6 protein-coding genes are annotated in these 4,651 nt (G+C 56.4%); all 6 read left to right on the top strand.

From position 1 onward, the window contains the following. Positions 1 to 524, top strand: a 524-nt coding sequence (locus VGK48_11450) for a PP2C family protein-serine/threonine phosphatase (GenBank protein ID HEY2381783.1), incomplete at its 5' end; no start/stop codon positions are given. Positions 525 to 562: 38 nt separating this feature from the next. Further along, positions 563 to 1,330, top strand: coding sequence for a PASTA domain-containing protein (locus VGK48_11445; protein ID HEY2381782.1), 768 nt, complete (start codon positions 563 to 565; stop codon positions 1,328 to 1,330). After that, entirely contained in the window at positions 1,327 to 2,010 is a 684-nt protein-coding gene (rpe, locus tag VGK48_11440) for a ribulose-phosphate 3-epimerase (GenBank protein ID HEY2381781.1), read from the top strand. Before VGK48_11445 ends, rpe begins: the two co-directional genes overlap by 4 nt. Before the next feature lie 39 nt (positions 2,011 to 2,049). Then, complete coding sequence (bamD, locus tag VGK48_11435; protein ID HEY2381780.1) at positions 2,050 to 3,198, top strand: outer membrane protein assembly factor BamD; 1,149 nt, start codon at positions 2,050 to 2,052, stop codon at positions 3,196 to 3,198. A 189-nt stretch (positions 3,199 to 3,387) separates the two neighbouring features. After that, positions 3,388 to 4,101, top strand: coding sequence for a response regulator (locus VGK48_11430; protein ID HEY2381779.1), 714 nt, complete (start codon positions 3,388 to 3,390; stop codon positions 4,099 to 4,101). After that, positions 4,091 to 4,651: class I tRNA ligase family protein (locus VGK48_11425; GenBank protein ID HEY2381778.1), on the top strand; the 561-nt coding region annotated here is incomplete at its 3' end. The genes VGK48_11430 and VGK48_11425, both read left to right, overlap by 11 nt.

Here is a 4,651-nt window from a genome sequence, read left to right as displayed (position 1 = left end):
ACGGGAACATCACCCGGCGTCTATTCGAGAATCTAAATTCGCGATTCTACCAATCGTCCAGCCGCTACAAGTTTGTAACGATGATCTATGGCGAGATTTCGGAAGACTCGACGTTTCGTTTTCTGTCCGCGGCCCATCCTCCGCCGGTCGTATTCTCGAGCTATCACGAGCGATTTATGGAGGTCAGCGAGCACCTTTGCACCTCCTTTCCGCCGATCGGAACGCTTCCCTCAAAGGACGTCATTGATCGGAGCACTACGAACAGCTCGCTCGGATTCAAGGAGCGCTATCGCCTGAATCAGTGGACGCTGATGGGGGCCGGAGATATCCTGCTGCTCTACACAGACGGGCTATTGGAGCATGCAAGAGGCGAAGCACCATATTTCCCGGGAAGTCTGGAAAGCACCCTTCGCGCCGTCAAGCACGAAAGCGCACGACAGATCTACGAAGCGGTCAAACGGAGTGCGCTCGAGTTCGCCAAAGCCTCCGACGATATCAGCATTGTCGTGATCAAACGTACCTGAAGGATTATCCGCGTCATCTGCGGCTATAATTGATCTTCATGCGCGAACCTGAATTCGACACCGCCGACGCGGAAGAGCCAAGGAAACAGAGCCAATTCTCGCGCTGGTCGAGCATCATCCTGATGGTCGCCATTTTGATGGTTGCGAGTCTGGTGAGTGCCCTGACGGCTATGCGCTTTGCCATCAAGGGCCGCGAGGTCGAAGTTCCGAAGCTGGTAGATAAGACCAAGGAAGAAGCAGAACAGATTCTTCATGGCCGCGCGTTGAACCTGAAGGTATCGAGCTCGCGCTTCAGTTCGGAAATCGCCGAAGGGAAGGTTCTGCTTCAGGATCCTCCAAGCGGGACTCGACTGAAGGCGGACCGGACCGTGAAAGTGCTCCTTTCGTTGGGGCCACAACGTTTTGCAGTTCCGAATCTCATTGGAACCAGTCTTCGTGCGGCGCAGCTGACGCTTGCTCAGAGGAGATTTTCATTGGGAAATACGCTTTACACGCACACGCCGGAAGGCGATCCATCCACCGTTGTCTATCAATCGCCGAAGCCGGGCACCCAGGAGGGCAGCGATCCCTCGGTGAGCATTCTGATCTCGCTCGGGCCGCCGGCGCAGTACTTCATCATGCCGGATCTGATCGGAAAGCCGGCTGAACTCGTTGCTGCCCGGGCAAAAACTGAGGGTTTTCATTTGGGCAAGTTGAACTTTCGAAAGTATCCGGGCGTTGAACCCGGCGTGGTGATACAGCAGAAACCGCAGGCCGGATACCGGCTGACCAAGTCCGATGTCATCCTTCTGGACGTGAGCCAGTGAGCGTTCGCATCGCGCCGTCGATTCTGTCCGCAAACTTTGCGGCGCTTGGCGAGGACATCCGGAAAGTCGAAGAAGCGGGCGCGACCTTATTGCATGTCGATGTGATGGACGGCCATTTTGTACCGAACATCACGATCGGCCCGCCGGTTGTACGTTCCATCAGGAAGGTGACAAAACTTCCGCTCGACGTTCATCTGATGATCTCCGACCCGGACAAATACATCCCGGCATTTGCAGACGCCGGCGCGAGCATCCTGACCGTTCATACCGAGTCGACCGTCCATCTGGACCGTACGCTGAACTTCATCCGCTCACAAAACGTCATGGTGGGAGTCTCATTGAACCCAGCGACTCCTGTTTCGGTTGTCGAGCATGTTCTCGGCCTGGCCGATATGTTGCTGATCATGACCGTGAACCCGGGCTTTGGCGGGCAGAAATTTATTCCGTACACTATTGAAAAGATTAGACAGGCCCGGCTGCTGATTGCCGAACGGAATTACAACTGCGTGATCGAAGTGGACGGCGGAATAGACACAACTACGGTTCCAGACGTCGTCAGAGCCGGGGCGGAGGTCCTGGTGTCCGGATCGGCCATATTTCACGCTCCGGATCCAGCCCAGAAGGTCAGGGAACTGCTGGAATTAGGGACGTCGGTCGGGTATGATCGTGGGTACATATAATCGCGCAAGAGCCTGCGGTTTCTGCAAAGTTGAGGTCCAATGAGGAAGTTTTTCTTAGTTTTACCATTATTTTTACTTCTGCTGTGTTGTCATGGAAAGAAAGCCACGACGACCCGAACGCTACCACCCAGCAACCTGAATGAGCCGGATCGTGTTCTTTTCGAACGCGCCATGAAAGATATGGAGAAGAGCCGGTTTACGGTCGCCCGGCTGACGCTTCAGACCCTGATCAGCACTTATCCGGACAGCGAATTCCTGCCGCAGGCCAAATACGCAATGGCGGAATCCTTCTACCGCGAGAGTACTTCCAGCACGTTGACGGAGGCTGAAAACGGATTCAAGGACTACATTACGTTTTTCCCCGCAAGTGAATTAGCCGACGACGCTCAAATGAAGATCGCGATGACCCATGTGAAGCGTCTGGAGAAGGCGGATCGCGACACCACGCAGGGGCAGCTCGCGGAGATCGAATTCAAGTCATTCATCGAGTCGTATCCGGACAGTCCTCTGATCAATGAGGCCAAGGAAAAGCTGCGGGAAGTTCAGGAGCTGCTTGCGGACGGGATTTTCGGCGTGGGTAATTTCTACCTCGTGTCCCGCAAGGACTATAGGGCTGCGATCAGCCGCTATCAGGAAGTCTTGAAGAAGTATCCCGACTACTCAAGAACGCCGGATACGCTGTTCAGCCTTGGGTTTTCTCTACAACAGCTGGGTGCCGGAAAGGATGCTGCGATCTACTACGCTCGCATTGTGACGGACCATCCTCTGTCCGACCGCGTCGTGCAGGCCAAACAGCAGTTGACTGCCATGAATGAGCCAATTCCCGAGCCCAACCCGGTCGCTCTGGCGCGCGCTCAACAGAACCAGCGTGAAGTTCCTCCGGGCGGGGTTTTGGGAAAACTGTACGCGATCCTCAAGCCCAGTCCGGGTGTCTCCACAAATACGGCCGCCGCTTCGAATGCCGCGGCAGAGGAAGCGACTTCGGACACAAACTCGGGACCTGTTCGAGGTGGAACAACAGGTGGAGGAAATGCGGCGAAGGCAGGCGGTGCAAACGACAGCCCGGCTTTCAGTGTTACTCCGGCGGTAGCATCGCCCCAGCCCGGGCGAAGCGTGACTGTGAGCGCGGGCAGCTCATCGACGTCTCCGTCAGTAGCATCGCCCGAGCAACCGCCGGCGAAAAAGTAACTGCGAAATTCTGTCCTCGGACTAATTCAGCCGGGGAGCAGCATAAGAAGTTAGCCATGGCCTTAGGCTGTGGCTAACCTCTTATGCCGTTCCCCGGCTGCGCAGAGGCCGTCCGCCACTCATTTCTTGCGCAAAACCCCTTTTTGTGTCCCTTTGTGCGTTTTGTGGCTATTCTTCCTAGTTAACTGTATGAGACGAACGATTCTCTTAGCTGATGACAGTCCGACCATCCGGCGTCTTGTCACTCAAACCTTCGCCGACGCGAATTTCAAGATCGTCGAAGTCAGTAATGGCGATGCGGCCATCAAGGCTGTGGAAGAGGTGCGGCCTAGCATTGTTCTGGCCGACATTTACATGCCGGGCAAAAACGGTTACGAGGTTTGCACGTACGTCCGGAACCACCCGACGCTGAACTCGACGCCGGTCATCCTGCTGGTCGGTGCGTTCGACGCGTTCGATGACGAGACGGCAAAACAAGCCGGCGCCACGGCTAACATTACGAAACCTTTTGAGCCGGGGGCGCTGATTGAGCTGGTTACCTCGGTTCTGGCCCGGGGAGATGTAGCCGACAGCGGACCGGAGCCTGATCTACCCGCGAAACCCGCACGCAAACGTGAGCCCGCGCACGAACCCAGGCGCGAGTCCGTGCCGGCCGCTCAAACTCATGCCGCTCCGGCCGAAGTGGCGCCAAGCGAAGAAGATCTGCTCGGACTGGAGCTGATTTTTAAAGAGGAGCCTGCACTGGCGACCGGCGCCATGTCCGAGGCCGACATTGACCGGATCGCCGACCGGGTCATTCAAAAGCTTTCGACTCAAGTGATCGAAAGCATCGCCTGGGATATCGTTCCCGACATCACAGAAAAAATTGTCAGACAGGAATTAAGACGAATCGATGAAGGCTGAGCTCCCGAAGACCTACAACCCTCAGGAAGTCGAAGCGCGCTGGTATCAATGGTGGGAATCCAAGGGATTCTTTCGCGCCGGCGCAGGGTCGCAGAAACCGCCGTTTGTCTTGATGATGCCGCCCCCGAACGTCACGGGTTCGCTCCACATGGGACACATGCTGAACCACACGGTTCATGATGTGATCGCCCGGCGGAAGCGGATGCAGGGATTCAACACCTTGTGGCTTCCCGGCATGGATCACGCCGGCATCGCCACCCAGAATGTTGTCGAACGGGAACTGCGAAAGGAAGGACTGAGCCGTCATGATCTCGGCCGCGAAAAATTCGTCGAACGTGTCTGGCAATGGAAGGAGCAGTACGGCGGCATCATTCTGAAGCAGATCCGCCGCATCGGTTCCTCGTGCGACTGGTCGCGCGAACGTTTTACTTTAGATGCGGGACTTTCCCGCGCTGTCCGTGAAGTGTTCGTCCGGCTGTACGAAGAGGGCCTCATCTATCGCGGCAAGCGGCTGATCAACTGGTGTCCGCGCTGTCATACGGCCCTCTCG

This window comes from Terriglobia bacterium (assembly GCA_036496425.1).
Lineage (GTDB): Bacteria > Acidobacteriota > Terriglobia > 20CM-2-55-15 > 20CM-2-55-15 > 20CM-2-55-15.
This window is presented reverse-complemented; position numbering and strand designations above follow the sequence as displayed.